A 26,239-nucleotide genomic window follows, 5' to 3' on the forward strand; every position below is an offset into this window, starting at 1 on the left:
TCACAGCTCCCCCATCCGCCGGATCACCGGGGCCACCCGCTGCACGCCGTGCCGGTAGGCGCCGCGTGCCGCTCGGCGCACGATCCGGCGGACCGGGCCGGGGGCCCGGTCGGCGGCGGGGGCGCCGGGCAGGGGGCTGCCGTCGGGGGCGAGGTGGTGGCGGGCGAGGATGCCGGGGAGGTAGCCGGGGGCGGTGGCGGGGGTGTAGTAAGGCGTGAGGGGCGGCAGTCCGCCGGGCCGGGCGAGCAGCTTCGCGATGCGCTCACGGGCCGGGGCGAAGGCGGTGGCGTAGCTTCCGTCGCTGGCCACTCCCTGCCGGGACACCCACTCCTCGTCGGGCACCGGCCGGTGTCCGGCGTCGAGCTGGTCCCAGGAGGCGAGGCAGCCGGAGCCGACGAAGTGGTGGTTGCCGAGGGTCTCGCGCACCCCGAGGTCGGTGAGGACGACGGTGGGGATCCGGCGGTGCAGGGACTCCAGCGCGGCCGTGGAGCTGACCGTCACCATCAGGTCGGTGCGGTCGAGGACCTCGCCCATGTTGCCGTACACCAGGCGGAAGTTGGGCGGTGTGTCCAGCTTCCGCGCCAGCTTCTGGTAGGGCAGTTCCTCGATGTGGGTGGTGTGTTCGCCGGGCTTCGAGCGCAGCTTGAGCAGCACCTCGCGCCCGGGGTGCAGCCGGGCGTGCCGGACGAGCCGTTCGAGCAGGTATGCGCGGTCCTCGCGGCTCTCCGGGACGGAGGGCTGGGCGGCGAAGACGACCGTGCAGGGGTCGTGCTCCCCGCTGTAGGGGGCGCCGCCCAGGAAGGGCAGGGCGACCTCGGTCACCGCGGAGGCGTCGGCGCCCACCCCCTCGTAGACCGCGCGGAACCGCTCCGCGTCCTGGCGGGAGTTGGCGAGGACCAGGTCGGCGCCGTGCCGCAGCAGCAGGCCGTCGGCGAGCTTCTCGTAGACGACACCGACATAGCCGGTGACGACGACGGGCCGCGCGCCGCCGCCCTCCGCGATCCGCTTCAGCCCGTGCAGCACCGCCTGGACGCCGCCGCCGACGAGGGCGAGGACGACGATGTCGTACGAGGCGCGCGCGACGGCGTCCAGGAACTCGACGGCGGTCACCTCGCGCAGCGAGTCGGCGCGCACGCCGACCTCGGCGAGCTGGCGCGGGGTGGGCGTGGCGCGGCCGCGCAGCAGGAACCCGTCCAGGGCCGGAGCGACGCGTGCGTCGGGGCGCGGTCCGGCTTCCATGGGCGGCGCGATCCTCGCCGCGGTCAGCGCACCCCATTTCCATCGGGTGTCGGAGTCCGCGAGAACGGCGATCCGCGGGGGATTGGCAGTACTTGCTGGCACGCGGAAGACGCTAGAAAGCGAAACCCAGGATCGGCCCAACCCCCACTCAACGGAAAGTTAACAGCGCGCCACCGAACACCGAACTGGGCCGTCGGACGGCTCACGGAACACGGGATGCACCGATCCGACACATGGAGTTCACCCCCCGTCTCCTCTTCGGAAAGTTCCGTTGCCGGGGCCCCTTCTAGCATTTCGCGGGTGCCAAAGCTTTCCGTGATCGTGCCGTTCTACAACGTGCGGCAATTCGCCCCGGACACCCTCCGCAGTCTTCATCTCAACGCGCGCCCGGATTTCGAGTTCGTGCTGGTGGACGACGCCTCGAAGGACGGGACTCCGGCCCTTCTCGAACGGGCGGCCGACGAGCTCTCGCGGGTCGCCCGGGTGCGGTTCGTGCGCCATGAGGAGAACGGCGGGCTCGCCACCGCCCGCAACACCGGACTCGACGCGGCGCGAGGGGAGTACCTGACCTTCCTGGACGGCGACGACTGGCTGGCCCGCGGCCATCTGGGCGAGCTGCTCACCGCGATCGAGGAGCTGGGCTGCGACTTCGTCCGCACCGACCACGTCCAGGCCACCGGCCGCGCCCGGACCGTCGTACGGCATCCGCTGGGGCGGCGCGGGGAGGTGCTGGACCCGCGGGAGGCGATCCTGCCCGCCGACCGGTCGACGTCCGTGGACTACGCGTACGCGTGGGCCGGCGCCTACCACCGGCGGCTGCTCGACCGGGGGCTGCTGCACTTCACGGACGGGCTGCGCACCGCCGAGGACCGGCCGTGGATCTGGAAGCTGCACCGGGAGGCGACGTCGTTCGCCGTCCTGAACCTGCACGGCGTCTTCTACCGCCGGGGGGTCGCCTCCTCCCTCACCCAGATCGGCGACGCCCGCCAGCTCGACTTCATCCGCGCCTTCGACCAGGTCGTCGAGGAGACCGCGCGGGACCGGGACGCGGACCTGCTGCTGCCGAAGGCGGTGCGCACCTACTGCGCGATCATCGCCCACCACCTCGCGGACATCGACAAGTTCGAACCGGCGGTGGCCCGCCAACTGCGCACCCTCGGCTCGGCGGCCATACGGCGCATGCCGCAGGAGCTGCTCACCGACGTCCTGGACACCATGGACCTGCGCCGCTCCGCCACCCTGCGGCGGCTGCGGCGCACGGTCACCTCCGCGAAGGCGGCCGCCCTGTGACCCGTACGACGCGCACCACGCAGATCTTCTGCGCCTCCACCCTCTACGGCGCCTCCACCCTCGCCGCCGCCCTGGACTGCGGGCTGTTCCCGGCGGCGGACCGCCGGCTGCTGCTGGTCTGCAACAACGCCACCACCCCGGAGACCACGCCGGCCGTGGACGAGATGCCGGGCTTCGCGCCGCTGCGGGACCGCTTCGACGCGGTGCTGTCGTGGAACGACGCGATCAGCCCCTTCCACCCGGGCGCCTGGTCGCCCCGCCCCGACGACGTGCCGCTCCTGGAGCGCTATCTGCGGCTGCTGTGGGGGCTGGGCGAGGACCGGGTGGAGATCGTCCTGGAGTCGATCCAGGTCAACCCGGCCCAGGCGATCGCCCAGGCGTTCCCGGGCGCGCCGGTCGAGGTGTACGCGGACGGCCTGATGAGCTACGGCCCGACCCGCAACAAGCTCGACCCGCTGCTCGGCACCCGGGTGCGGCGGCTGCTGCACCTGGATCTGGTGCCGGGTCTGGTGCCGCTGCTGCTGACCGAGTTCGGGGTGCCCGCGGTGACCGTGCCGGCGAGCGCGTTCCTGAAGGTGCTCGGGCGGATCGGCGAGGACACGGCCGGGCTGCCGCCGCTGCCCGAGCACGCGGCGCTGCTGCTCGGCCAGTATCTGTCGGCGCTGGACATCCTCTCCGCGGCCGAGGAGGAGGACCTGCACGTACGGATGCTGCGCGGGGCGGTGGCCCGCGGTCACCGCCGGATCGTCTTCAAACCGCACCCGACCGCCCCGGCCCGCCACGGCCGCCTCCTGGAGGCGGAGGCGGAGCGGCTGGGCGTCGAACTGACCGTGCTGGAGACCCCGGTCCTTGCCGAGGTGCTGTTCGAGAAGGCGCGGCCCGCGCTGGTCGTCGGCTGTTTCTCCACCGCCCTGTTCACGGCGTCCGCGTTCTACGGGCTGCCGGTCGCCCGGATCGGCACCGAGCCGCTGCTGGAGCGGCTGAGCCCGTTCCAGAACAGCAACCGGGTGCCGGTCGTCCTCGCGGACGCGCTGCTGCCCGACCTGGAGGAGCGGGAGGAGACGGTCGAGGCCGGCACCCTGACCGGGCTGGTGTCCGCCGTCGGATTCGTGATGCAGCCGCAGATCCTCTCCGGACTGCGTCCGGTGGCCGAGGAATATCTGCGGACCCGGCTCGGGCCGCGCACCCGGCGGTACTTCAAACGCAAGCGGCTGACGTCGCTGGGACTTCCGGGCGGAATTCCGGAACGGCTGGCTTTCCTTCCGCACAACTCGACGGCACGGCGGGTGGTACGGCGGGCGAAGGCGCTGCGCAAAGCGATCCGCCGATAAACCCGGACAGCGGAAGAGCAATGGGGAATCCGGTTCGTGGACGCGAGGAGTTGGGCCGCGGTTCACCGACGCTCCCTAGCGTCCCCGAATGCCGTACACAGCGTTCTCCACAGCCCCGACCGCGGTGCGGGCGGCCACGCGGCGGCCCCTCGTCTCCTATGTGCTGCCCGTCTACGACGAGCAGGACGGCATCACCGCCTTCCACACCGAGCTGACCGCCGCCCTCGCCGGCCGGCCGGACCTCGACGCCGAGCTGATCTACGTCAACGACGGCTCCGCGGACGGCTCGCTGGCCCTGCTCAAGGGGTTCGCCGAGCGCGACGACCGGGTCCGGGTGGTCGACCTCGCCCGCAACTTCGGCCACCAGCTCGCCATCACGGCCGGACTCGACCTGGCCCGGGGCGACGCCGTGATCGTCATGGACACCGACCTCCAGGACCCGCCCCGGGTCAGCCTCGACCTGGTCGACGCCTGGCGCGAGGGCGCGGAGATCGTGCACGCCCGCCGCCGCTCCCGGCAGGACACCCCGTTCAAACGGGCCACCGCACACCTGTTCTACCGGCTGCTGCGGTCCTGGACCGATGTGGACATCCCGGTGGACACCGGCGACTTCCGGCTCCTGGACCGGCGGGTCGCCGACGAGCTGGGCCGGTACCGGGAGCACAGCCGGTTCGTGCGCGGCATCGTCGCCTCGATGGGCTACCGGCAGAAGGAGATCTCCTTCGACCGCGACGAGCGGTTCGCCGGGGAGACCAAGTACCCCCTGGGCAAGATGGCGCGCCTCGCCGTCGACGGGGTCACCAGCTTCTCCACCACCCCGCTGAAGCTGATCACCCGGCTCGGCTTCGTGGTCCTGACGCTGTCGCTGCTCGGCATCGTCTACGCGCTGGCGATGAAGTTCTTCCGGCCCGACATCACCGTCTCCGGCTGGACGATGCTGATGGTCGTCGTGCTGTTCCTGGGCGGCACCCAGATGCTGTCCCTCGGCGTGCTCGGCAGCTACGTGGGACGCATCTACCGCGAGGCGCAGGGCCGTCCGCTGTATCTGGTGCGCGAGGTGACCGGCGCCGGGGCCGCGAAGGACGGCGACGGTGACCGCTGACACGACCGCGCCGACGCCCACTACGACTGAGGCGCCCGCACGCCAGCTCGTCCGCTACACCCTGATCGGCGGCAGCGGCGTCCTGCTCGACCTGCTCGCCTTCGCGCTGCTGCACAACGGCGCCGGACTGGACGAGCAGCTCGTCAACGCCCTCAGCACCACCCTGGGCATCACCAGCAACTTCGCGCTCAACGCGCGGTTCACCTTCGCCCGCCGCGACCGCCTCGCCGTGCGCTTCCTGCGCTTCTACGCCGTCGGCCTGACCGGCATCGCCCTGACGAACCTGCTCTTCCTGCTCTTCACCGACGCGCTCGGGATCGACGCCACCACGGTCAAGGCGGGCTCCCTCCCGCCGGTCCTCGCGCTCCAGTTCGCCCTCAACAGAAAATGGAGTTTCGCGTGAACCTCGGCATCATCGGCGCCGGTGCCACCGGACTGACCGCCGCCTGGGACGCCGTGCGCGCCGGGCATCAGGTGACCGTCCTGGAGGCGGCCGGTGAACTCGGGGGACTGGCCGCCTCGTTGGAGGTCGGCGGGGTGCCCCTGGAGCGCTACTACCACCACATCTTCCGCAGCGACAAAGCCATGATCGCGCTGATCGGGGAGCTGGGGCTCGGGGACGCGCTGCGCTTCCACCGGACCACCACCGGCATCTACCGGGGCGGTCGACTCATCGACTTCAGCACGCCGTTCGACATGCTGCGCTTCCCGGAGTTCTCGCCGCTGGACGCCGTACGGTTCGCCGGATCGTCGGCGCTGCTCAAGGCCGTCCGTGACGGCGGGAGGCGCTACAACGACGTCACCGCCCTGGCCTGGCTGCGCCGGTACGCCGGCCGCAGGGCCACGGCGGCGATCTGGGAGCCGCTGCTGCGCGGCAAGTTCGGCGACCGCGCCGAGGAGGTGTCGATGGCCTGGCTGTGGGCCCGTGTCCACTGCCGGACCTTCGAACTCGGTTATGTGGAAGGCGGGTTCGAGCGGGTCTACGCGGCGCTGCGCGACGGCGTGCAGGAGCGCGGCGGCAAGGTGGAGTTCGGCAAGGCGGTGCGGCGCATCCGGCAGGAGGGCGACACGCCGGTCGTGAGCTGCGCGGACGGTTCGACGTACCGCTTCGACCATCTGATCGTCACCACCCCGCAGCCGGCCTTCGCGGAGGCGGCCGGGCTGCCCGCCGACAGCGCGGTGCGGCGGAACCAGTACCTGGGGGCGACCTGCTTCGTCCTGGAGCTGGACCGCAGCGCGATCCCGTACTACTGGCTCAACATCAACGAACCGGACTTCCCCTTCCTCGCCGTCGTCGAGCACACCCGGATGATCGACCCGACGGTGTACGGCGGACGGCACGTCCTCTACATCGGCACCTATGTGGAGCGCGAGGACTGGCGGTTCACCACCGAACCGGGCGAGCTGCTGCACGCGTTCCTGCCGTATCTGCGGCGGATCAACCCGGAGTTCGAGATGTCCTGGATCAAGGACTGGCACTTCTCGAAGGCCGGTTTCGCCCAGCCCGTGGTCACCCCGCGCTACCGGGAGCTGATCCCGGCCCACGAGACGCCGATGAGCCGGGTCACGCTGGCCACGATGGCCCAGATCCACCCGCAGGACCGGGGCCAGAACTACGCGGTGGAGATGGCGCGCCGGGTGACCGGATCCCTCGGGCTGCGCTGACCCCGCCCGGTCAGCGGCGGGTGCACACCACGGTCGGGGTGTCCTCCGACGGCGGCGGCGGCGGGCAGGCGTACGTCGCCCGCACCCGGGCGCGCAGTCCGGGGTCGACGTGGGCGAGCCGGAACCAGGCGCGGTCGAGGATCGCGTAGGGGGCCGGGTCGTGGTCGACGCAGTCGGCGTTCTCGGCGAAGGACGGCAGTGCGGCGACGTCGGGGAGGAAGCGGGAGCGCTGGAGGAAGGTGGCGATCGGGTAGCGGCAGCGGGCCGGGCGGTCCACGTGGTACGCCGTGTCGCCGAAGGCCAGGTACAGCACCGGCGCCCCGGCCGGGATCCGCGCGCGCAGCCGCGCCGCCTCCGCCTCCTCGCGGGCCGTGTCGCGCAGGAACGCCGCGTTGGTCGCGGTGACCTCGCCGTGCCGCACCAGATGCGGGGAGCCCGGCCAGACGGGCCCGGCCAGGCAGACCACGCCCGCGAGCGTGACGAGCGCCGCCGTCCGGACCGGCGCCGGGCGCCGCCGCCGTCGTACGTCCGCGGCCGCCGCGAGCAGCGCGAGCAGGCCGAGCGCCCACACCGTGGCCGGGCGGTTGAGGCCGCCGGGGGCGTGCGGGTAGAGCACGGGCAGGGCGCCGTAGGCGAGGGAGACGGCGCCGAAGCGCCACGGGGGCGGGCCGGTGGTGCCGCCGACGGCGAGGCCCCAGGCAGCGGCGGCCGCCACGGTCAACTGGACGGCGTGGTACGGGAACCAGTTGCCCTGCACGATCACCACGGCGAGCGAGCCGGCAACCACGAGTGCGGCCACGGCGAGGAGTTCGAGGCGGCGGGCGCGGCCTCGCGTGCGGGCCAGGAGCAGCAGCAGGGCGCCGGGCAGCAGCAGGAGCGCCGGGCTGAGCAGGGCCCGGTCGGCGAGGAAGCTCACGGAGTGGGCGAGGATCTCGCCGGGGCGCAGGCCGGTGCGGCCGAGCGCGGACTGGTTGATCCGGGGCATGTCCTCGGTCCACTGCCACTCGTGGGAGCCGAGGAGCACGCTCAGCCCGAAGAGGGCCGCCGCCGCGGGCACGGCGGCCAGCGCGGCCCGGAGCGCCCGGCCGCGGTCGGCAAGCCCGATCAGCAGGACGGCGAAGGCGGCCGTGGAGGCGGTGGAGTACTTCATCATCACGGCGAGGCCCAGCGGGAGCGCGGCGAGCAGGGCGGCGGGCCAGGGTCGGCGCACCCCGAGAGCGGCCGCGACGCCCAGCACCGCCAGCAGTACGGCGGCCCACTCGGGCTGGAGGAAGTCGGTGCGCGGCGCCAGCACCAGGGCGAGCCCGGTGGCGCCCGCGGTGACGGCGGCCTCGCGGGCGGTGACCCGGCGCAGCAGCGCCGCGTACAGGGCGAGGGCGGCGGCGGCCGCGACGACCGCGCCCTCGACGCCGATGACCGTCTCCCGTACGGCGGTCCCGCCGGTCGTCGGCAGGTCGAGGAGGGCGACGAACCACCGGTAGAAGAAGGGGCGGTGGGTGAAGACCTCGGACGGGGAGTAGCCGGAGTCGCCGCCGAGGCGCAGCGCGCCGAGCACGTACCGGAGGTCGCCGGAGAGCCGGCGGGTGAGCAGGGTGTGCACGACGGCCGCCGCGGCCGTGACGGCGACCGCCGGCCACCACAGGGGTGACCGGCGGACGCGGGGCGCGGCGGGCGCGCCGGCCGGGGCGGCCGTCGTCGCCACCGGGTCAGCCGCCCAGCAGGGCGCGCAGTTCGGCCGCGTTGGCCTCGGTGGTCTTCCACAGCTCCTGCTGCCGGCCGTGCACGTCGGCGACGGTGCGGTCGTGGTCGGCGAGGAGGTCGCGGGCGCGTTCCACGAGGACGGCGGCGAGGTCGCGGTCGTGCACCGAGACGCCCCATTCGGGGCGGTCGATGTCGCGCAGGAAGTACGCCATCTTGGGGTGCGAGATGAGGCTGATGATCGGCGTGCCGCAGCCGAACGGGATCATGCCGGCGTGGCCGCGCATGCCGATGACCAGCTTGGTGCGGGCGTAGAGGTCGCGGATCTCGTCGTTGCCGAAGTCGTACATCGGGATGACGGGCAGCGACACGCCGTGCTCGCGGCGCAGGTCGAAGGCGAGCTTCTCGTCGTCCAGGGAGTGCGCCGCGCACTTCACCTCGGCCAGCGCGCCGAGGTCGCGGACGGCCTGGGCCATCTGGGCGAGGAAGTGGCCGTAGTCGTGGCCGAAGCGCAGGCCCGCGCGGTCGTAGGCGGCGTTGAGGAGGATGGTGTCCTCGCGGGCGGCCGGGTCCTGCCAGCCGTCGACCAGATGGCGGGTGACGGTGGTGGGGCAGGGCTGGAAGCGGACCTTGTCGTGGAGGTGGGCGGGGAGCATCGCCCGGACCTTCTCGATGGAGCCGTGGTTGCGCAGGCCGAAGAACGACGCGCGTTCGACGAGCAGCCGCAGCGAGGCGCGGAAGCGTTCGGCGCGGTAGGACTGGCCGTCGAAGGCGTTGAAGCCGACGGCGTGGACGGCGATCGGCACGTCGATACGGGCGAGCAGGTCGTCGGGGACGTTCCACTGCCAGGCGCTGTTGCCGTTGGGCATGGTGTCCGGGATGAAGAGTCCGCCGCCGCCGATGACCAGGCCCCGGCGGGCGTTGACGCGTTCGAGGGCGGCCTCGTCGAAGAGCCGGTGGGCGTGCACGGGGTGCCAGCGGCGCGGGCCGGTGTCGGGGCCGAAGGTGAGCCGGACGCTCTCCGGGAGCAGCTTGTCGCCGGCGTTGCCCTGGCGGTCCATGTAGAACGCGACGTGCGCGAGCTGGTCCTCGGGGTGGCCGGCGGGCTGGGCGGGGACGCCCGCGGTGCGCTGGTGCCAGAGGCGGGAGGCGCGGTGGGTCGGGTCGACGGTGAGGCCGGCGGTGGCGTGGGCGCGGGCCCGGTCGTCGTCGCCGTGCACCCAGGCGATCTGGGCGAGGCGGGCGAAGGCGGTGGCGGCCCGGTTGGGGGCGGCGGTGGCCAGCAGGAGCTGGGCCGTGGCCTCGTCGTAGCGGGAGACGCTCATCAGGGCGTGCCCGTAGACCTCGTGCGGCCATGCCTCGTCGACGGGCAGACGGACGCGTTCCAGGATGTCGACGGCGGCCTGGTAGTCGCCGGCGCCGATGTGGGCGAGGGCGACCTTGCGGGCGGTGTCGACGTCGCCGGTGCGTGCGACGTGCGGGGTGCCGTAGTGCACCAGCAGGTCGTGGTGGAGGGTGTCGCCGGACTCCAGGTAGGCGGCGTGGAGTTCGGCGTCGGTCAGCTCGAAGGCGGCCCAGCGTTCCTGTGCGAGTCCGTAGCCGGCCTCGCCGCCCTGCCAGGGCTTGTGGCGGCCGGTGAAGTGCAGGACGGCGGTGTCCTCGGGGACCGGGAGGTCGCCGGAGAGGCGGCGCTTGACGAAGTTGTACCGGGGGTCGAGGTCGACGAAGTCGCCGTCCAGGAGGGCGTTGAGGATGCCCTGGTCGTGCTTGTCCAGCTCGTAGGTGCCGGCCCGGCCGATCGCGTCGATCTTCGCGCAGAACGCGTCGGTCAGATACTCCTTCTGGATGACGAGGAGCCCGCTGTTGAGCATCCGGGTCTTGTCGCCGTAGAAGAACTGCGGGACGGCGGCGAGGCCGTGGCGCAGGGTGAGGAGTTCGGTGATCGGGCCGAGGACCACCATGTCGGTGTCCAGGGTGATCACGGTGTCGTAGTCGCGGATCCGGAAGACGTCGAGGATGAAGTACGCCTTGCGGACGAGGTAGTTGTCCTGGTCGCCCTTGACGTAGGAGTCGTAGTGGGCGGCGTTCACCCGGCGGAACTGCACGCGCGGGTGCAGGGCGCGGACGGCGGCGACCGAGGCGGGGCGCAGCCCGTCGTGGAGGACGACGAAGTCCTCGCAGACGTCCGGGTTGGACAGCGCGAGGGAGCGCAGCAGGGCGAGGAAGCCGGGCAGGTAGTTCTCGTCGACGAAGCTCGCGAAGGCGATCCGGCGCTTGCCGGTGAGCGCGCTCGCGTCGGTGACGGGGGCGGCGTGGGCGGTGTGGGGCGCGGTGGTCGGTATGGAGGTGGTCAACGCAGGGAAATCCTCAAGTCGGAGACGCTCTGGGCCCGTTCCATGACCCACGCCTTCTCGCTGCCGTATGCGTGCACGTTGGTGATGGCCAGCTTCATCGCCTCGGGGAGGCGGTAGGCGCCGCTCTCGTAGAAGTCGAAGCCGATCAGGTCGAGGGTGGGGCTGACGTCGAGGAAGTCGAGCAGCCAGAGCATGTTGAAGCCGGAGGTGGGGATGCCGGTGAGATGGTCGGTGCTCGTGCCGCCGAGGGCACGCACCGGCCAGCGCAGCGACTCGTCGTTGACGCAACTCTGGGCGCCGGGAACCAGCTTGTTGCGGACCGAGTACTTCCAGTCGGGCGAGTTGCCGCCGAACACGAGCCGGGTGTCGACCGGCTGCTCCCAGTTGTAGGCGTGCTTGTGGATGGTGACGTGGATGTCGGTCCTCCGGCCCGTGTGGACCGGGTCGATGCAGTACGAGTTGAAGCGGACCACGAGGTCGTAGGCGTCGATCTCGGAGCCGAGCGAACTCTCCGCGATGCTGCCGGAGTTGGCGATCAGGCAGACCGACTTGCCGGCGATCCGGTTGCGGAACTCGCCGAGGCTGAGCCACTTCACCCCGCCGAAGAGGGGGTCGGGGACCGGGCCGCGCATCCGGTTGCGGCGGATGTCGGCGTACCGGGCGAGGGCCTGGGTGAGATCGGCGGTGGGCCGGGGCCGTTCGGCGGTGGCGAGGTCCAGGTACTGGGCGAGCGCCTCCAGGACCTCGCCCTCGGGGGCTCCCTGACGGTCCATGGCGCGCAGGGCGCCGACCAGCCGGGCCCGGGCGCCGTCGTGGTCGCCCGCGGTGTGCGCGGCGAGCCCGTCGGCCCAGACGTCGGTGGCGGGGCCGTCGGAGAAGCGGTCGGAGCCGAGGGCGGTGGCCTCCAGGAGGGTGAGCAGTTCGGCGCGGGCCCTGGTGGCGGCGTGGATGCCGTCGACGCGGGCGCGGACGCCGAAGCCGTCCTCCTCGGTGAGGCCGAGATAGCGCTCGTAGGCGTCGGCGGCGTCCTCGGGACGGCCCAGGGCCTCCAGGACCCGGCCGTGCAGCCGCCGTCCGGCGCGGGAGTTGCGGCGCTGCGCGAGGATCGTCTCGGTGATCAGCTCGGCCAGCCGCAGTTCGTCGTCGTAGCCGCAGGCGAGCGCCTTGTCGCCGACGGCGAGCAGGGCGTCGAGGACGTCGTTGCCGAGCGCGCCCGCCCCGGAGGCGCCGGAGGCGGCCGCCTTGGTGCGCCGCAGGATGCCGGTGGCGGTGACCGGCGGGGCGGTCCGCTCCTGGGCCGCCCACAGGGCGAGCAGCCGGCGCAGCGCCTCGGCGAGCGCGAGGCGGCGCGGGTCGAGGCTGCCGACCAGCTTGCCGCTGTGCACCGAGCACGCTCGCAGGGCTTCGTCCAGCGTTCGGACCCTCGTCATGGTTCTCCTGGCGTATGGAACTGCGAATGAAAAGACACGTGATGGATGCGCGTCGAGGGGAGGTCGAAAGAACGTAAGAAAGCAAAACGACGCCCGGATGAACCCCTTGGAACGGGGCGGCGAATGCTGATGGCGTCGAACAGGAGTTTCGCGGGTGAGGTCATAGAGTCCGCATGGACGGCACCCAGGCGAATCCCGAGGTACACCGGCGTGACACAGACGGTCGTGAACACGGCACAGGAGGGCCCCGCCGCCGCTCCCCCGCAGGCGGCGGCGCCCGGCGGCCGGCTGCGCGCCCTGGACGGACTGCGGCTGGTGGCCGCGCTGATGGTGGCCTGCTACCACTACGGCGGCCGGGGCGGCGAGATCACCCGCGCCTGGGGCGTCTCGCCGGACCGGGTGTTCCCGACCCTGCACACGCCGTTCGCCTACGGCTGTCTCGGCGTCCAGATCTTCTTCGTGATCAGCGGGTTCGTCATCTGCATGAGCGGCTGGGGCCGTTCGCCGCGCTCCTTCCTCGCCTCCCGCGCGGCCCGGCTGATGCCCGCCTACTGGGTGGTGGTCGTCCTGGTCACGGCCGTCTTCACGCTGCCCGTCGTCGCCCACGAGGCGGTCTCACCGAGCGACGCCCTGGTGAACCTGACGCTGCTTCAGCAGCCGCTGGGCGTGGACCGGGTGCTCGGCGTGGACTGGACCCTCTGGGCGGAGGTGCGGTTCTACGCCCTGTTCGCGGTGTGCGTGGTGCTGCCGGGCGCGACCCGGCGCCGGGTGCTGGTGTTCTGCGCCGGCTGGATCCTGGCGGCGGCGATCGCGCAGGGCGCGCGGCAGCCGGTGCTCGACCTGGTGCTGATGCCGCAGTACGCGCCGTTCTTCGTCGGCGGGGTCGGCCTGTACCTGGTGCACCGGGACCGCCGCGATCCGTACGCCTGGGGGATCACGGCGGTGGGCTTCCTGGTCGGACAGCACTACGCGGTGCGCGAGTTGTGGAACGCCGCCGATCCGGACGCCTTCGCGCACCGCACGTCGTTCGGCATCGTCGCGGTGGTCGCCCTCGGGTTCGTCGCCGTCGCGGCGATCGCGCTGGGCCTGCTGGAGCGGGTGGACTGGCGCTGGCTGACGACGGCCGGGGCCCTCACCTACCCCTTCTACCTGGTGCACGAGCATCTGGGCTGGGTGGTCGTGGAGACCCTGCACCGACGGCTCGGGGTGCCGTCGGCCGCGACCTTCGCGCTGACCGTCGTCTCGATGCTGGTGCTGGCGCGGGTGCTGAACAAGGTGGTCGAGGAACGGCTGACTCCGCGGATGCGGAAGGCGCTGGCGGCGCCGCGGGGGTGAATTCCCGGTGAATCGACGGTAATACGCGAGAGGCTCCTCTCAGGAAATTCCGTAACGCGCTCCGATTCCCGCGACGACGATGTCCAGACCTTCCTCGAAATGCGTGCCGTAGTCGGTGAAGATCTCCGCGCCCGCACGGGCCGTGAGCGGGAAATCCGCGAACAGCCGGGCGCGTTCCGCCACGTCGTAGCCCTCGCGCCGCTCGTCCGGCAGGGGCTGCACGCCCTGCTCCTCGATGACGAACCCGATGGTGTACGTGAAGGCCGTCGTCGTCGCCCGGACGGCCTGGCCGAGGGTGAAGCCGGCCGCCGTGAACAGCCGCAGCGTCTCCTCCATCGCGTGGGCGTGCTCGGTGCCGGTGAAGCGTGAGCCGCTGAACACCTTCGCGCCGTCCCGGTAGGCGAGCAGCGCGTCCCGCAGCCCGTGGTTGGCCTTGCGCAGCCGCTCCTGCCAGGTGTCGCCGGGGTCGAGCCGGGTCCCGGCGACCATCCGCCGGTACATCTCGGTCGCCATCTCGTCGAGCAGCGCCTGCTTGTCCTTGAAGTGCCAGTACAGGGCGGGCGCCTTCACATCGAGTTCCCTGGCGATGGCGCGCAGGGTCAGCCCGTCCAGGCCGGTCTCGTTCAGCAGGGCCAGGGCGGTGTCCGCGACGCGCTTGCGGTCGAGGGGGGCTCGTCGTCCGGTGGTCACGCTTGACAGTTTAACGCCGTTAAGTGCACGCTCGGGAGGGACGGTACTTAACAGCGTTAAGGAGAGAGTGATGACGGTGCACACGGACGTACTCGTCGTCGGCGCGGGCCCCACCGGCCTCGCCCTCGGCATCGACCTGGCCCGGCGCGGGGTGGACGCGCTGGTGGTGGAGCGGGGCGAGACCCTGGCCCCCGGCTCCCGCGGCAAGGGCATCCAGCCCCGCACGATGGAGGTCTACGAGGATCTGGGCGTCCTCGACGCGATCCTCGCCGCCGGCGGGCCCTACCCGGTCGGCATGATCTGGCAGGACGGCCGGCAGGCCGGGGAACACCGGATGTTCGACCCGGCGGAGGACGGCGAGGAGGGCTCGCGCTTCACCGAGCCCTGGATGGTCCCGCAGTGGCGCAACCAGGAGATCCTGCGGGCGCGGCTGGCGGAGCTGGGCGGCGAGGTGCTCTTCGGCCACGAGGTGGTGCGGATCGAGCAGGACCCGGAGGGCGTGACGGCGCACTTCGCCACCGGTGCGCCGGTACGGGCCCGGTACGCCGTCGCCGCCGACGGGGGCCGCTCGGCGGTGCGGCGGGCGCTGGGCGTGGCGATGAGGGGCGAGACGGTCGACCCGGATCCGCTGCTGGTGGCGGACGTGCGGATCCCGGGCCTGGGGCGGGAGTGGTGGCACGTGTTCCCGCCGGGCGGCGAAGGGGCGGGGTTCCTGGCGCTGTGCCCGCTGGCCGGGACGGAGGACTTCCAGCTCGTGGCGCAGTTCCCGGACGGCACGGACATCGACCTCTCCGCGGACGGCGTGCGGAAGGTCGTCGGAGAGCGCACGCATCTGGCGCCCGGGGAGGTGACCGAGGTCCGCTGGACGTCGGACTTCCGTCCGCGCGCGGCCCTGGCGGACCGCTTCCGCGCGGGCCGGGTCTTCCTGGCCGGGGACGCCGCGCACGTCCACTCCCCCGCCGGCGGCCAGGGGCTGAACACCAGCGTGCAGGACGCCTACAACCTGGGCTGGAAGCTGGGCGCGGTGCTCGGGGGCCGGGCGGCCGAGAGCCTCCTCGACACCTACGAGGAGGAGCGCAGGCCGGTCGCCGCGCGGATGCTCGGTCTGTCGACGGCGATCCACCGGGACGAGGCCCGGCGCGGGGCCGGCACCCGGCAGCTCGGTCTGCACTACCGGGAGTCGTCCCTGACCGAGGAGACGAGGACCGCGCCCGGCGCGCTGCGCGCGGGCGACCGGATCCCCGACGTGACGGTGGACGGCGTGCGCCTCTTCGACCGTCTCCAGGGCCCGGACTGGACCCTGCTGACCCTGCCGGACGGTGTGTTCCTGGTCCGCCCGGACGGCTACGCGGGATGGGCGGGCGCCACGACGGACGGCCTGGCCGAGTACCGGGCGCGGGTGGGGGCCTGACCGGTCAGGCGCTGGCCACGGACAGCTTCACCGCGAACCCGAGGAACAGCGCACCGGCCGCGGACGTCGCCCCGGCCGCCAGCCGCTTGCGCCGGCTGAACGCCGCCGCGAGCCGGGTCCCGCCGAAGATCAGCGCGCTCAGATACAGAAAGCTCGCCACCTGCGCGAACGCCCCGAGCACCACGAACGACAGCGCCGGGTACGCGTACCCGGGGTCGACGAACTGCACGAAGAAGGCGACGAAGAACAGGATCGCCTTGGGGTTGAAGAGGCTGATCACCAGCGCCCGCCGGAAAGGACGCTCGTCGGAGACGGGGGCTTCCCCGGCCTCGCTCAGGGCGCGCTCCCGCCGGGTGCGCCACATCCCCCACGCGGCCCGCAGCATCCCGATCGCGAGCCAGGTCAGATAGCCGGCGCCCGCGTACTTCACGATCCCGAACAGCACGGCGTTGGCCTGGAGCAGCGAGGCGACCCCGGCGGCGGACAGCGTCATCAGCACGGTGTCCCCGCACCAGACCCCGGCCGCGGCGGTGTACCCGGTCCGCACCCCGCGCCGCGCGGCGGCGGACAGCACGTACAGCGAGTTGGGCCCCGGAAGGAGGACGATCAGAACGAGACCCGCGAGATAGGTGGGAAGGTCGATGACACCGAACATGGGCACGAGTGTCGCACGGGGGTCCGACAGTCAGCCGTCGCCGTCCAGCAAGGTGTCCACGGACAGCTCGAGGGAGACCCCGACGGACTCGGGGACCGGCACGCTCTGCCCGCGCTTGAAGCGGACGGGGTCGGGATACGTGCCGTCGGCGGGGTCGGTGTAGAGGAGGACCTCGCCGTGCTTGCGGTCGGCGACGAGGTAGGCGGGGATGCCGGCCTGGGCGTAGCACTCGACCTTCGGGCCGAGGTCGTCGGACCAGTTCGACGAGGTCACTTCGACCACCAGGCGGAAGACGGTCGGGGCGTAGTAGTTCTTCGTGACGTGGGCGTCCCGGAAGTCGGCGTCGACGACGGAGAAGTCCGGGATCGCGAAGTCCTCGGGCAGCGTCGGCAGCCAGAGACCGATTCCCTGCACATACTCATGTCCCGCTTCGACAAGTCCCGCCCGGTCGAAAGCCCTGCCGAGCTTGGTCAACGACAGGGCGTGCGAGCCGTCCGGCGGCGGTGTCACAGTGAGCCTCCCCTGGAGAATCTCCACGCGGTGCCCAGGCAGTGCACGGGAGAGCAGGTCGGCGGCTTCGCTCAACGTGAGCTCGTCTTGCAGTACAGCCACGGCATCCTCCTTTTCAGGGGTCACTCTGCATGAGCGTAACCGGGGGTGTGCGGCTTCCGCGCCCGCTCACTCGTTCGGAGTATTCACCCAGCTCAGAACACATCCGACGGCTCGTACGCCCCCCACACCCCCCGGAGGGCCCCGCACACCTCGCCCACCGTCGCCCGGGCCCGCAGGGCCTCCTTCATCGGGTACAGGACGTTGTCCCGGCCCTCGGCCGCCTTGCGCAGGGCGTCCAAGGTGGAGTCGACCGCGCCCCGGTCGCGCTCGGCCCGGAGCCGGGCGAGCCGCTCCGCCTGCCGGGCCTCGATCGCCGGGTCCACGCGGAGCGGCTCGTACGGTTCCTCCTCGTCCAGGCGGAAGCGGTTGACGCCGACGACGACCCGTTCGCCGGAGTCGGTCTCCTGGGCGATCCGGTAGGCGGAGCGTTCGATCTCGGACTTCTGGAAGCCCTGCTCGATGGCGGCGACCGCGCCGCCCAGGTCCGCCACCCGCCGCATCAGGGCGAGCGCGGCCTCCTCGACGTCGTCCGTCATCCGCTCGATGGCGTACGACCCGGCGAAGGGGTCGACGGTCGCCGTCACGTCCGTCTCGTACGCCAGGACCTGCTGGGTGCGCAGGGCGAGCCGGGCGCTCTTGTCGGTGGGCAGCGCGATCGCCTCGTCGAAGGAGTTGGTGTGCAGCGACTGGGTGCCGCCGAGCACCGCGGCGAGGCCCTGCACGGCCACCCGCACCAGGTTGACCTCCGGCTGCTGGGCCGTGAGCTGCACGCCCGCGGTCTGGGTGTGGAACCGCAGCATCAGCGACCTGGGGTTGCGCGCCCCGAACTCCTCCCGCATCAGCCGCGCCCAGATCCGGCGGGCGGCGCGGAACTTGGCGACCTCCTCCAGGATCGTCGTACGGGCCACGAAGAAGAAGGACAGGCGCGGGGCGAAGTCGTCGACGTCCATGCCGGCCGCCACCGCCGTACGGACGTACTCGACACCGTCCGCCAGGGTGAACGCGATCTCCTGCACGGGCGAGGCCCCGGCCTCGGCCATGTGGTAGCCGGAGATCGAGATGGTGTTCCACTTCGGGATCTCGGCCCCGCAGTACTTGAAGATGTCGGCGGTCAGCCGCAGCGACGGCTTGGGCGGGAAGATGTACGTCCCGCGCGCGATGTACTCCTTCAGCACGTCGTTCTGGATCGTGCCGGTGAGCCGGTCCGGTGCCACGCCCTGTTCCTCCGCGACCAGTTGGTAGAGGAGGAGCAGCAGGGCGGCGGGCGCGTTGATCGTCATGGACGTCGAGACCCGGTCCAGCGGGATCCCGTCGAACAGCACCCGCATGTCGTCGGCCGAGTCGATCGCGACGCCCACCTTGCCGACCTCGCCGTGCGCGATCGGGGCGTCGGAGTCGTGGCCCATCTGGGTGGGCAGGTCGAAGGCGACCGACAGGCCGGTGGTGCCGTGGGCGATCAGTCGCCGGTAGCGGGCGTTGGACTCCGCGGCCGTGCCGAAACCGGCGTACTGGCGCATGGTCCACGGGCGGCCCGTGTACATCGACGGGTACACGCCCCGCGTGAAGGGGTACGCCCCCGGTTCGCCGAGCCGCTCGGCGGGGTCCCAGCCCGCGAGGGCGTCCGGCCCGTACACCGGCTCGACGGGCAGATGGGACTCCGACTCGCGCGCCATGGGGGTGATCCCTCCCTGTCGAGGTGCCCACCGGTCCGCGGACCGGTTTTCCGTGCCGTTCACCACCATGCCGCTCCGTTCGCGGGACGTCATCCGGGGGGAACATCACTGGCATGCGGATCCGGAGATCGATCACCGCCCTGGCCGGCACGGCGGCCCTGGCGACGGTGTGCGGCTGTACCGTGCAGGCGCGGGAGGCGGACGGCGGGACACGCCCGTCCGTGCGGGCCGAGGCCACCGCCGAACCCTCGGGGGCGAGCGCGAGCGCCGACGACAAGCCCGGCGCGGGCTCCTCCCCCTCCCCCACTCCCGCCCCCGCCGTCCTGTGGTCGCACGGCGACACCGGACGCGACGTCCGTGAACTCCAGGCCCGGCTGCGGCAGATCGCCTGGCTCTTCGAGGGGCCGACGGGCACGTACGACCGCGCCACCGAGCGGGCGGTGGAGGGGTTCCAGGGCAAGCGCGGGCTGCCGCGGACCGGGCGCACCGACACGGTCACCTGGCAGCGGCTGCTGGGGATGACCCGCGAGCCGGGCCGGTGGGACCTGTATCTGATGGGCGGCCAGCCGGCCGCGGCCCCCGATCCACGCTGTCTGACCGGGCGGGTGCTGTGCGTCGACAAGACCAGCCGCACCCTGCGCTGGATGATCGACGGACGCACCCTGTCGACGGTGTCGGTCCGCTTCGGCTCGCAGTACACCCCGACCCGCGAGGGTGTGTTCCGCGTGTACTTCAAGTCCCGCCACCACGTGTCCACGCTGTACGACTCGCCGATGCCCTACGCGATGTTCTTCAGCGGTGGCCAGGCGGTGCACTACTCGGCCGACTTCGCGGCCCGCGGCTACGCCGGTGCCTCGCACGGCTGTGTGAACGTCCGGGACGAGGCGGCGATCGCGGGGCTCTTCGCGCAGGTCCGCACCGGCGACAAGGTCGTCGTGTCCTGGTGAGACCGGAGAGGGTGTGGGGCGCGAGCGGGACCGGGGGAACGTGTCCCGCCCGCGCCAGGTGCACGAGCCGTCGGTACGGGGGGAACCCCGGCTCAGTGCGAGGGCCGATGACCAGTCGGCTCACTTCTTACTGCGCCGGGGCCTCCGAAAACGTCACACCCGGGGCGGAAAATGTTTCACGCGAAGGGAAAAGCGCAGGTCAACGGCGGTTGTGATGACCGTCGTGGCCGCCACGGCCGCCCCGGGAATGACCGTCACGGCCGTCCCGGCCCTCACGGCCGTCCCGCCCGCCGTGTCCCCGGTGGTGGCCGTCCCCGTCCCCGTCGTCCCCGTCGCCGCGACCGGAGGATCCGCCGTCGGAGCCGTCGGAGCCGTCGCCGGAGTCGCCGCCGGGGGTCTCGTAGCCGTTCCGGCCGTCACGGGTGTCCCGGGTGTCGCGGTCCTTGCCGTCCCGGCCGTCCCTGCCGTACTGGCCGTCACGGGAGTCGCCCCGGCCGTCCCCCCGCCCCGCGACGCTCTTGAGGAGGTCCGCGCAGTACGTCCGCACCCGTGCCGGACCGCCGGCCAGGCGCTCCAGGGCCCGGGTGCGGTCGGCGTCCGGGGTGCGGCCCGCCCGCAGGTCGCGGCAGGAGGAGAGCGCGCCGTCGCGCCGGTGGCCCTCACCGTCCCGGGCGTCGGTTCCGTCGTCGCGGGAGCCGGTGTCGCCGGAGGCGCCGGGTGCGGCCGAGCCGCCCGCGCTGCCGGGGGTGTCGGGGACGGCCCGGCCCGTGGCACCGGCGGTGACGTCCGCTTCCGGGGAGACCAGCGGGCGTTCGGGGCTCGCGGGTGCCGAGACGGAGGCGCCGGGCGGGGCCGGCTCGCCGTCGAAGGGGCCCGGCAGCACCCCGGTGCCGGCCGCGACCGCGACCCCGCCGGCCAGGCCGACGGCCAGCGCGGCGGCCACCGAGAACCGGGCGGTGCGACTCCAGCGGGACCGTCCGCCGGCCTTCGAGGTCCGGGGCCGCCCGATCCGCACCAGCCCGGCGTCGGACTCGTGCGCGACGGCGGTCCGGGGGCGCGGTACGGCGACGGAGGCGGTACGGCGGGCGGTGCGCAGGTCGGACAACTCGTCGACGGCGTACGCCTCTTGGCCGGCGTACGTCAATGCGACGGGAGGGTGCGCGGCGGGGGTCTCGCAGGGTGCGTCGGCGGCGCGGGCACTGCGGAACGCGGCCAAAGCTGCTGCCTCGCCCGGGAGTTCACCGGTGTCCGCGGCGGGCGCGTCCGCGAGGGACGACAGCGCGGCCAGGGTGCGGACGAGCTGCTCGGCCTCGTCCCGGTCGACCTTGGAGGCCGCGGGGCCGACCGCGTCGTCGGCCGACGCGCCGCGCAGCAGACGCTCCGCCGTCTCGCGGTCGAGCCACCCGTCCTGCTTGTCGGCCATCACATGTCCTTCTGCGTCCGCGTGCGCCCATGCGTCACTGTGGCGGACGTCACCGCGCGCGAGCGCGGGTCGCGCTGGGGCGGCAGGGCGTCGAGCACCCCGGCCGTCTCCGCGTCGTCGCCGAGCAGTTCGGCGAGCCGCTTCAGCCCGCGGTGCGCGGCGGTGCGGACGGCGCCGGGCCGCTTGCCGAGGGTCTCGGCGGCGGTCTTGGCGTCCAGGCCCATCACCACCCGCAGCACGACGGCCTCGGCCTGGTCCTGCGGGAGCCGGGCGATGAGGTCGAGGGTGCGGCCGGTGGCGAGCGCCTCGATGGCCTCGCCCGCGGTGTCGGACTCGGCGGGCCGCCCGGTCAGTTCGGTCTCGTCGCCGCCGATCGCCGGGCGCCGCCCGCGCATCCGGATGTGGTCCAGCGCGCGGTTGCGGGCGATCCGGGCGGCCCAGCCGCGGAACCGGTCGGCGTCACCGCTGAACCGGTCGAGGTCGCGGGCGATCTGGAGCCAGGACTCGGAGGTGACGTCCTCGGCGTCGGGATCCCCGACCAGTGTGCGTACGTACCCGAGCAGGCGCGGATGCACCGTGCGGTACACAGCCCGGAACGCGCTCTCGTCCCCGTGCTGTGCCGCGAGCACCGCGGCGGTCAGCTCCGCGTCGTCCCCCACGTCGTGGTTTCCTCGGTCGAAGGTCGGTCGACGATCGGTCGACGCGCTGTCGATAGTCGGTCGATAGGTCTGTCGATGGTCGGTCGATGTCGGTCGATGGGCGGCCGGCGGGCGGCGGTCCGGGACCGCCGGCCGTCGCGGTGGTCATGCCGCTCGCCCGTTCGGCGCGAAAGGCACGTTACGACCTGAAACCGCCACGCGTCCATGTCCGTACAACATGCAACTAACTCGTGACACGGGAATCCCCGCGGGGGTGTGACAGAAAACGCACCCATGGCGCTGAACAGAACACGGGTCGCCGCGCGGCCCGTACCGCGCGACGGCCGGGGCCTCTCCTGTGGGGGGTGGCGGCCCCGGTCGTCTCGCACAAGTCCGTTGCCGCAGGCCGGTGCCGGGCACCGCCCACCCCGCCTCAGGCGCGGCCGCGGGCCCGCCGGGAGACCACCGCGCGCAGGACGCGACGGCCCTCCGTGCAGACCTCCAGCGCCGGGCGCAGACCGCCCGCGCCATGGCCGGCGAGAAGTTCCAGGACGGCGATCTGGCGCCGCAGTTCGGCGGCGACCAGCGGCGACATGCCCTCGGTACGGCCCTCGCGGCGGGAGTCGACGCCGACGGTGTCCTCGGCCGGGTCGAGCAGCCGGTGGATCTGGAGCGAGGCGACCGAGCAGGCGTCGGCCCACAGCCGCACCTCGGCGGGCGTGGGCTCCTCCGGGGCCGCGTCGAGCATCCGGCGGGCCAGCCGCGCGGCCTCGTCACCGCCGTCGTCGCCTTCCCCGTCGCTCCGTCCGAGCTTGTTGCGGGCCTGGGCCAGGCCCTGGCCCCAGTCCCCGGCGCCGTTCTCGGCGAGGCTCGCCCACAGCGGGCGCAGGATCTCGTCGTCGCCTCCGAGCAACGGCACGCACCGATCCAAACAAGCCAACCCGCTCGCGGCCAGCCCGCGTTCGTCGGCCTGACCGATCAGTTCCACCAGGCTCATCCACGTCTCCCTCGCCAAGGCTCCACGCTTACAGAGCCCGCACTTCCCCTTACTGCGCGCGACGGGGCAAGACTGTCACAGAGAACATTTTCGGCCAAGTGTTCTCGTGAGATCGGATCGACCGAGAGTGAGAACAGGCGGTGGGAGGGGGCGGCGAGAGAGCGGCGGGAGGGGCCGTCAGCCGAGCCGGCCGGCCAGGGCCGTGAACTGCGCCCAGGACAACGACGGCTCCCGCGCGTCCCACAGCTTCTGCGCGGTCGCCCGCAGCGGCATCCGGACGCCGGCCGCGACCTGGTCCTGCGTCTGGGAGTTCGCGAGGTCGCACCAGACGGCGAAGGACCCGCCGAGGATCTGGGCGTCGTAGCGGGCGGGCACGGCCGTGCTGCCGCGCAGCACCCGCGGGGTCCACTGCTCGTAGATGCGCTGCCCGGTGGGGTAGACGAAGGTCTGCGGCTCGCCGAGCACGTAGTAGAGGTACTCGTCGTTGTAGTTGAGCACCTTGCGGCCCGCCGCCAGATAGTCCGTGGGCACCCGCGCCCCGATCTCCTTGCCGGTCCAGTAGGCGACCACGAGGTCGGAGGCGGGCTTCACGGAGGTGTTCCGGAAGAAGCCGTCGTTCCACACCCGCATGGTCCGGCCGTGGGCGCGCACGGTGTCGGCGCGGTCGTTCAGCCAGCCGGTCGCCAGGTCGGCGACGCCCGCGCCGGAGCCGAACCGCGCCCGGGAGGCCGCGGCGAGCTGCGGATAGGAGGCGGACGGGTTCGCGACGGTCAGCGCCTGGTACTCGTCGCCGCCGAGGTGCCACTGCGCGCCGGGGAACAGATCGGCGTACTCGTCGAGCAGGTCGTCGAGGAGGTTCGCCGAGTCCTCCTTGGAGATGTCGATCGCCCCGCGGGTCGGGACCCCGTTGACGTTGCGCAACTGGAGCGCGGGATGGGCGGCGAGCACCGCGCCGAGGTGCCCGGGCGAGTCGATCTCCGGTACGACGGTGATGTGCCGCTCGGCCGCCAGCGCGACGATCTTCCTGACCTGCGCCTTGGTGAGGTGCTGCGGCGCCACGATCTCCGGGTGGCTGTCGGACTCGATCCGGAACGCCTGGTCGTCGGAGAAGTGCAGCCCGAGCTGGTTGAACTTCAGGTCCCCCAGCTCCCGCACCCGGTCCTCGATCCACCCGGCGGTGAAGTGCTTGCGCGCGATGTCGAGCATGAACCCGCGCTGCGGTTTGGCCGGCGCGTCCCGTACGACGCCCTCCGGGGCCGTGCCCCCGCCGCGCACCTCCTGCTTGAGGGTGCGGGTGCCGTAGAACACCCCGGCGTCCGAGGGACCGCTGACGGTGACCCGGCCGCCGCGCACGGTCATGGTGTACGACTCCGGGTTCGCGCCCGTGTCGTCGTTCAGCGCCAGCCGCAGGTCACCGGCGCGGACGTCGCTCTTCTGTCCCGCGTACGTCATGCCCAGCTCGCTGGCGATCAGCCGGCCCTCGTCGGCGAGGTCGCCGTCGCTCACCACGACCCGGTGTCCGGCGGCGGGGCGCCAGCCGGGGCCGCGGGCGGGGGTGTGGGCGCCGACGGCGGGGATGGTGCGCGGGGCGGTGGACAGGGCGTAGGAGCGGCTGGGGGTCGGGGTGGCCGGGGCGCGGCCGGTACCGGCGGGGCCGTCGCCGTCGGTGCCCTGCGCGGTGCCGCGGCCCGCCGTCGCCCCGGTGGATCCGCCGTCGTCGTCCGACGCGGCGTACAGCCCGAGGCCCAGGCCGAGCGCGACGACCAGGCCGCCGGCTATCAGAGCCCGCGGCGCGACACGCTGCTGCTGTTTCCTCTGGGGCGCCCGGCGCCGGTGCCTGCTCACGCCGCCCACGGTACGACCCTCGACGGGGTGGGGCGCGCCGGGGAAGCCCGAGGGGAGCCGTCCAGGAGGGGGACGTCCACGACACGTTCCGAAACTCTCTCGTTCGAGTGAAATTCGGGCATGCGTCGGACACATGCTGACCACTCTCGATAACGTGTCGACACACCTTTCACCGCATCCCCTGCCACACCTCACGTGACGCGAGGATCCACGCTGTCTGCGCATCCCCTTTCCCGTTCCACCGGCCGGCTTGCCATACCGGCGCAGACCCGGATTTCCCCGGCCTCCCTGCCGAAGCTGCCGGAGCCGCCGGAGCCGCTGGACGGCTTCAACGCCCTCCCGGCCGACGAGGCGTCCCACCGTCTCCTCGGCTGTCTGCGCAACCTCCGCTGGGCCCGCCGGATCGCCGACCACCGCCCGTACCCGACGGTGGAGGCGCTGTTCGCCGCGTCCGACGAGGCGGCGTACGACCTGACCGCGGCGGATCTGGCGGAGGCGCTGGCGGGCGAGACGCTCCCGCCGCTGCCGGACGACGCCTACGAGGCGGCGCACATGGCGCTCGGCGCGGCCCACGCGGCCTACGAGGCCCGTTTCGGACACGCCTTCGTGATCTATCTCGGCGACATCTCCGCCCGCGAGGCCCTCGACCGGACCCTCGAAGCCATCCGGTCACGATTGACGAACGATCCCGACGACGAACGGATCATCGCCTGGGAGGAGCTGCGGCGGCTGGCCCGACAACGCCTGCTGACCCTCCTCGCGGACACCGGCCGGTGATCCGGCGCCCGTGACCCCCGCCGTGGGGTGTGACCAGCCACGACGGACCCGCACTCGGGGCGTATCGGAGCAAACCCTCCCGGAAGCCGCGCCACTCACCCATACGCGTGCCACTTTGATCACACCGGTAGGCCCGACGTAAGCCCGGTGCCAGCGCGTCGCTACGATGCTGGGGGCCGGTGGACCGTACCCGGCCGGGCCCGTCCGACACCGAAGCCGGCAGGCCCCAATCCCGCTTTCGGAGGGTTCTTCCGTGCCGGCTGGAACGCTGTACCGCGGCCGGGAAGGAATGTGGTCCTGGGTGGCTCACCGAGTCACCGGCGTCCTCATCTTCTTCTTCCTGTTCGTTCACGTCCTGGACACCGCACTCGTCCGTGTCTCCCCCGAGGACTACGACAAGGTCGTGGCCACGTACAAGACGCCGATCGTCGCGCTGCTGGAGTACGGCCTCGTCGCCGCCATCCTCTTCCACGCGCTCAACGGCCTGCGTGTCATCGCCGTCGACTTCTGGTCGCAGGGCCCCCGCTACCAGAAGCAGATGCTCTGGGGTGCCGTAGGTCTCTGGCTGGTGCTGATGCTCGGGGCGATCTACCCCGTCCTCGGCCACGCCGCTCGTGAAGTGTTCGGGAGCTGACACCGATGGCCACCACTGAAACCACCGCGTCCGGGATCGGCCCCGTCGAGGGCGGCCCGGTCTACGGCGTCGACAACCCGGCGCCCGTCATCGAGGCCCCGCGCCGGCGCACCAAGAAGACCCCGCGCACCACGCGCGGCAACTTCGAGATGGCCGCCTGGCTCTTCATGCGGCTGTCCGGCGTCCTGCTGGTCGTCCTGGTCATCACGCACCTGCTGATCCAGCTCGTGCTGGACGGCGGCGTCTCCAAGATCGGCTTCGCCTTCGTGGCCGGCCGCTGGGCGTCCCCGTTCTGGCAGGTCTGGGACCTGCTGATGCTGTGGCTGGCGATGCTGCACGGCGCCAACGGCCTGCGCACGGTCATCAACGACTACGCGGAGCGCGCGAACACCCGGCTGTGGCTCAAGGGCCTGCTCTACACCGCCACGGTGTTCACCATCCTGCTGGGCACGCTGGTGATCTTCACCTTCGACCCGAACATCCGCTAGGCACG

23 protein-coding genes are annotated in these 26,239 nt (G+C 72.5%); 11 read left to right on the plus strand and 12 right to left on the minus strand.

Annotated features, from left to right (window positions below):
- Positions 1–1,341: a DUF6716 putative glycosyltransferase gene (locus G6W55_RS20540; RefSeq protein ID WP_175522293.1), complete on the minus strand. Its 1,341-nt coding sequence runs from the start codon at positions 1,339–1,341 to the stop codon at positions 1–3.
- A 198-nt stretch (positions 1,342–1,539) separates the two neighbouring features.
- Between G6W55_RS20540 and G6W55_RS20545 the strand changes: the two genes are divergently transcribed.
- The 5 genes from G6W55_RS20545 to G6W55_RS20565 all read left to right on the plus strand — a co-directional run bounded on the left by G6W55_RS20545 (position 1,540) and on the right by G6W55_RS20565 (position 6,627).
- Positions 1,540–2,529, plus strand: a complete 990-nt coding sequence (locus G6W55_RS20545) for a glycosyltransferase family 2 protein (RefSeq protein WP_175522294.1) — start codon at positions 1,540–1,542, stop codon at positions 2,527–2,529.
- Positions 2,526–3,860 carry a polysialyltransferase family glycosyltransferase gene (locus G6W55_RS20550; protein WP_175522295.1) on the plus strand — a complete coding sequence of 445 codons (1,335 nt, stop codon included), beginning with the start codon at positions 2,526–2,528 and terminating at the stop codon, positions 3,858–3,860. Before G6W55_RS20545 ends, G6W55_RS20550 begins: the two co-directional genes overlap by 4 nt.
- Before the next feature lie 88 nt (positions 3,861–3,948).
- Positions 3,949–4,962 carry a glycosyltransferase family 2 protein gene (locus G6W55_RS20555; RefSeq protein WP_175522296.1) on the plus strand — a complete coding sequence of 338 codons (1,014 nt, stop codon included), beginning with the start codon at positions 3,949–3,951 and terminating at the stop codon, positions 4,960–4,962.
- Complete coding sequence (locus G6W55_RS20560; protein WP_175522297.1) at positions 4,952–5,365, plus strand: GtrA family protein; 414 nt, start codon at positions 4,952–4,954, stop codon at positions 5,363–5,365. The genes G6W55_RS20555 and G6W55_RS20560 overlap by 11 nt, the downstream gene beginning before the upstream one ends.
- Positions 5,362–6,627 carry an NAD(P)/FAD-dependent oxidoreductase gene (locus G6W55_RS20565; RefSeq protein ID WP_309243766.1) on the plus strand — a complete coding sequence of 422 codons (1,266 nt, stop codon included), beginning with the start codon at positions 5,362–5,364 and terminating at the stop codon, positions 6,625–6,627. The genes G6W55_RS20560 and G6W55_RS20565 overlap by 4 nt, the downstream gene beginning before the upstream one ends.
- A gap of 10 nt (positions 6,628–6,637) precedes the next feature.
- Here the strand turns inward: G6W55_RS20565 and G6W55_RS20570 are convergent, their stop codons facing one another.
- From G6W55_RS20570 to G6W55_RS20580, 3 genes are read right to left on the minus strand one after another with little or no spacing between them, the layout of a single operon-like run.
- The gene (locus G6W55_RS20570; RefSeq protein WP_175522299.1) at positions 6,638–8,329 is read right to left on the minus strand and encodes a hypothetical protein; all 1,692 of its coding nucleotides are present in this window, start codon (positions 8,327–8,329) and stop codon (positions 6,638–6,640) included.
- A 4-nt stretch (positions 8,330–8,333) separates the two neighbouring features.
- Complete coding sequence (locus G6W55_RS20575; RefSeq protein ID WP_175522300.1) at positions 8,334–10,679, minus strand: glycosyltransferase; 2,346 nt, start codon at positions 10,677–10,679, stop codon at positions 8,334–8,336.
- Entirely contained in the window at positions 10,676–12,109 is a 1,434-nt protein-coding gene (locus G6W55_RS20580) for a glycosyltransferase family 29 protein (protein WP_175522301.1), read from the minus strand. The genes G6W55_RS20575 and G6W55_RS20580 overlap by 4 nt, the downstream gene beginning before the upstream one ends.
- A gap of 210 nt (positions 12,110–12,319) precedes the next feature.
- Here G6W55_RS20580 and G6W55_RS20585 point away from each other — a divergent pair, with 210 nt between their 5' ends.
- Positions 12,320–13,444 carry an acyltransferase family protein gene (locus G6W55_RS20585; protein WP_375372459.1) on the plus strand — a complete coding sequence of 375 codons (1,125 nt, stop codon included), beginning with the start codon at positions 12,320–12,322 and terminating at the stop codon, positions 13,442–13,444.
- Between the two features lie 39 nt (positions 13,445–13,483).
- On the opposite strand, the gene G6W55_RS20590 is transcribed toward G6W55_RS20585, so the two are convergent.
- Positions 13,484–14,134 carry a TetR/AcrR family transcriptional regulator C-terminal domain-containing protein gene (locus G6W55_RS20590; protein ID WP_175522303.1) on the minus strand — a complete coding sequence of 217 codons (651 nt, stop codon included), beginning with the start codon at positions 14,132–14,134 and terminating at the stop codon, positions 13,484–13,486.
- A gap of 76 nt (positions 14,135–14,210) precedes the next feature.
- On the opposite strand from G6W55_RS20590, the gene G6W55_RS20595 reads away from it, so the two are divergent.
- Entirely contained in the window at positions 14,211–15,545 is a 1,335-nt protein-coding gene (locus G6W55_RS20595; protein ID WP_175522319.1) for an FAD-dependent monooxygenase, read from the plus strand.
- Between the two features lie 4 nt (positions 15,546–15,549).
- Here the strand turns inward: G6W55_RS20595 and leuE are convergent, their stop codons facing one another.
- From leuE to G6W55_RS20610, 3 genes are all read right to left on the minus strand, one after another.
- A complete protein-coding gene (leuE, locus tag G6W55_RS20600) occupies positions 15,550–16,200 on the minus strand; it encodes a leucine efflux protein LeuE (protein WP_030783262.1) in 651 nt (216 codons plus the stop codon).
- Between the two features lie 30 nt (positions 16,201–16,230).
- Positions 16,231–16,812, minus strand: coding sequence for a Uma2 family endonuclease (locus G6W55_RS20605; protein WP_175522304.1), 582 nt, complete (start codon positions 16,810–16,812; stop codon positions 16,231–16,233).
- A gap of 92 nt (positions 16,813–16,904) precedes the next feature.
- Positions 16,905–18,485: a methylmalonyl-CoA mutase gene (locus tag G6W55_RS20610; RefSeq protein ID WP_175522305.1), complete on the minus strand. Its 1,581-nt coding sequence runs from the start codon at positions 18,483–18,485 to the stop codon at positions 16,905–16,907.
- A gap of 113 nt (positions 18,486–18,598) precedes the next feature.
- On the opposite strand from G6W55_RS20610, the gene G6W55_RS20615 reads away from it, so the two are divergent.
- Complete coding sequence (locus tag G6W55_RS20615; protein ID WP_175522306.1) at positions 18,599–19,432, plus strand: L,D-transpeptidase family protein; 834 nt, start codon at positions 18,599–18,601, stop codon at positions 19,430–19,432.
- Between the two features lie 199 nt (positions 19,433–19,631).
- Here G6W55_RS20615 and G6W55_RS20620 read toward each other — a convergent pair whose 3' ends face one another.
- The 4 genes from G6W55_RS20620 to G6W55_RS20635 form a co-directional block, all read right to left on the minus strand.
- Positions 19,632–20,855: a hypothetical protein gene (locus G6W55_RS20620; RefSeq protein ID WP_175522307.1), complete on the minus strand. Its 1,224-nt coding sequence runs from the start codon at positions 20,853–20,855 to the stop codon at positions 19,632–19,634.
- A complete protein-coding gene (locus G6W55_RS20625; protein WP_175522308.1) occupies positions 20,855–21,514 on the minus strand; it encodes an RNA polymerase sigma factor in 660 nt (219 codons plus the stop codon). Before G6W55_RS20625 ends, G6W55_RS20620 begins: the two co-directional genes overlap by 1 nt.
- A 412-nt stretch (positions 21,515–21,926) precedes the next feature.
- On the minus strand, positions 21,927–22,490 hold the full coding sequence (locus G6W55_RS20630; RefSeq protein WP_175522309.1) for a hypothetical protein: 564 nt from the start codon (positions 22,488–22,490) through the stop codon (positions 21,927–21,929).
- Positions 22,491–22,667: 177 nt separating this feature from the next.
- Entirely contained in the window at positions 22,668–24,335 is a 1,668-nt protein-coding gene (locus G6W55_RS20635) for a glycoside hydrolase family 20 protein (protein ID WP_175522310.1), read from the minus strand.
- Between the two features lie 195 nt (positions 24,336–24,530).
- Between G6W55_RS20635 and G6W55_RS20640 the strand changes: the two genes are divergently transcribed.
- The 3 genes from G6W55_RS20640 (at position 24,531) to G6W55_RS20650 (ending at position 26,234) form a co-directional block, all read left to right on the plus strand.
- Positions 24,531–25,112 (plus strand): 2-oxo-4-hydroxy-4-carboxy-5-ureidoimidazoline decarboxylase, encoded by a 582-nt coding sequence (locus tag G6W55_RS20640; RefSeq protein WP_175522311.1) that lies wholly within the window; start codon positions 24,531–24,533, stop codon positions 25,110–25,112.
- 253 nt (positions 25,113–25,365) lie between these two features.
- Positions 25,366–25,746 carry a succinate dehydrogenase, cytochrome b556 subunit gene (gene sdhC / locus G6W55_RS20645; RefSeq protein WP_078634597.1) on the plus strand — a complete coding sequence of 127 codons (381 nt, stop codon included), beginning with the start codon at positions 25,366–25,368 and terminating at the stop codon, positions 25,744–25,746.
- Positions 25,747–25,751: 5 nt separating this feature from the next.
- Positions 25,752–26,234 (plus strand): succinate dehydrogenase hydrophobic membrane anchor subunit, encoded by a 483-nt coding sequence (locus G6W55_RS20650; protein WP_175522312.1) that lies wholly within the window; start codon positions 25,752–25,754, stop codon positions 26,232–26,234.
- Positions 26,235–26,239: the final 5 nt, after the last annotated feature.

Source organism: Streptomyces sp. CAI-85 (genome assembly GCF_013363615.1).
In the GTDB taxonomy this organism is placed as follows: domain Bacteria; phylum Actinomycetota; class Actinomycetes; order Streptomycetales; family Streptomycetaceae; genus Streptomyces; species Streptomyces antibioticus_B.